Genomic DNA, 2223 nt, shown 5'->3' on the forward strand with positions numbered 1-2223 from the left:
GCATAAAATCAACAAAAAATCGGGCGCCCCTTTCGGGACGCCCTTTTCATGGGAGAGGAGAAACCGGACGAAGAACTTATGGGGAAACGTAAGTCTTCTCCGCGGTTGTCTACGACATCTTGCGACGCCGATAATTATAGCTTCTCCGTTTCCGGAAAGTTTATACATCCGGCTTTTGAAAAAAAAGCTCATGTGAGCTTTTCTTTATTTGGTAAAGGAAAATATGGTACGATAGGCAGGATAGCATGGAAAGGGGTAATTGGAGTGAGAGTCATCTCCGGAACGGCCAAAGGCAGGCCGCTGAAGGCCGTGCCTGGCAACAACACGAGGCCGACGACGGATAAAGTGAAGGAAGCTATTTTCAGCATGATCGGTCCTTATTTTGACGGAGGGACGGCGCTGGATCTGTTCGCGGGAACCGGCGGACTCGGCATCGAAGCTTGGAGCCGTGGCATGGAGCGGGTTATTTTCGTAGATCGGGAAAAAATCAGCATAGACGTTATCCGCCATAACGTTGCAGCCGCAGGAGCGGAGCAGGCCGTCGAGATTTATCGCAATGATGCCGAACGCGCTTTGAAGGCGCTTGCGAGGCGGAAAATCCAGTTCGATCTGGTATTTTTGGATCCGCCTTATCGCATGTCGACGATGGACGAACTTATGTCCGAGATGGCGAAGCTGGAGTTGCTGGCGCAGGACGCCGTCATTCTGGTGGAACATGATGCCGAAATATCTTATCCGCAAGAGCTCGCATCGTTCAGGCAGGTTAGGGAAGCCAAATACGGCGATACGGCCGTCACCATATACGAATACTTAAGCAGCAATGATAGCGCCGATAGGGGAGATTCTAGTGACGAAGAACAATGACAACGGTCAGGAACACGGAGAGCTCGATAATGAAGGAAGCGTCGGCAAAAAGGAGCGAGTCGCCGTCTATCCCGGCAGCTTCGATCCCGTGACCTACGGGCATCTCGATATTATTAAACGGTCGGCCAGACAGTTTGATCGGCTTGTCGTAGCGGTTCTCAACAATACGAGCAAAAACCCTTTGTTCTCGGTCGAAGAGCGCATGGAGCTGCTTGCCGAGGTGACCAAAGACCTTCCCAACGTAGAGATCGACAGCTTTCGGGATCTGACGGTTCGATTGGTAAAGTCCAAAAATGGGGATGTCATCATACGGGGCATTCGTTCGGTGACGGATTTCGAATATGAGCTTCAGCTGGCGTCGACCAACCATTTGCTCGATCCCGACATCGATACGATGTTTATGATGACGAATCCCAAATATTCTTATTTGAGCTCCAGCATCGTCAAGGAAATCGCCATGTTCGAAGGAGAGGTTCGCGAGCTTGTACCGCCCGAGGTCGAGGTGCGCCTCAAGGAAAAGATCGCATTGCGAAAAAAATAAGCGGCACGCATGGCGCGACCGTGTTTCTTCTATAAACAAAGAAAGTTAAAATCAAAAGAGATTTTTTTAATTACCTATTTATGATCTGTAGCTCTTATGTGATGCTGCGAACCGTCCAAGCGTCCAGTACAAACAGAGCGCCAGTAATCCAAGCACGACGGCAATGACAGCTCCATAAGGCCATAAGCTTGGCAAATTGCTTGCAGCAAAGGCTTCTGGCTGGAATCGGATGCCCGAAGAAGAGTCGTAGTACAATCCATCCCAGATAACCGGGAAGCTGGCATTCGGATTAAGCAGGCGAACTAGGGCACCCGCCGGGTGCCAGAGAAGCAACGTGAGCATGAAGGCATGCAAGGCGTGATTTAGCCGGTGCAGGACAAAAGGGAGCAAAGACAGATCGGTGCCAGACACCGAATATCCCGCCTGCATAACGCCGCTGAGACCGCCCCACGCAAGAGCTGCTGCAATGACCGCGCACACCATGGCGAGGTCCGTGCCAGGCAGTTCCCATACGGCAGCTGCATAAGCGCCGAGATGTCCTTCAAAGAGGGCTGGTCCCAGGAAGGAAAGTCCGAGCTTCAGCGCCGGGGCGAACAGGGGTTCGGCCAAACGCGCAGTCATGGAAGCAATGATCATGAAGCCGCCTACCATCATCAGTCTTTGGACGCTAACAGTGACGGAGTCTCCCAGTACCTTGCCAAGGCTGCGCCCATCGCTGATTCGTCCTTGCAGCATCGCATCGGAGGCTTGCCGCAGCAGGCTTCCTTGCGGAGCTTCGGAGCGCTGTCCGTTCTCCTCGGCAGCTGCTCCCGCTGCAT

2 protein-coding genes and 1 pseudogene are annotated in these 2223 nt (G+C 52.7%); 2 read left to right on the forward strand and 1 reads right to left on the reverse strand.

Going from position 1 to position 2223, the window contains the following annotated elements:
• Positions 1 to 264: 264 nt before the first annotated feature.
• Together rsmD and coaD are read left to right on the forward strand one after the other, a co-directional pair.
• The gene (gene rsmD, locus PAT3040_RS20975) at positions 265 to 864 is read left to right on the forward strand and encodes a 16S rRNA (guanine(966)-N(2))-methyltransferase RsmD (protein WP_246608630.1); all 600 of its coding nucleotides are present in this window, start codon (positions 265 to 267) and stop codon (positions 862 to 864) included.
• On the forward strand, positions 848 to 1405 hold the full coding sequence (gene coaD / locus PAT3040_RS20980) for a pantetheine-phosphate adenylyltransferase (RefSeq protein ID WP_258235088.1): 558 nt from the start codon (positions 848 to 850) through the stop codon (positions 1403 to 1405). The genes rsmD and coaD overlap by 17 nt, the downstream gene beginning before the upstream one ends.
• A gap of 78 nt (positions 1406 to 1483) precedes the next feature.
• Here the strand turns inward: coaD and PAT3040_RS20985 are convergent.
• Positions 1484 to 2223: pseudogene (locus tag PAT3040_RS20985) on the reverse strand (hypothetical protein); the annotation flags it as partial.

Source organism: Paenibacillus agaridevorans, from assembly GCF_003112455.1.
Taxonomy (GTDB): Bacteria; Bacillota; Bacilli; order Paenibacillales; family Paenibacillaceae; genus Pristimantibacillus; species Pristimantibacillus agaridevorans.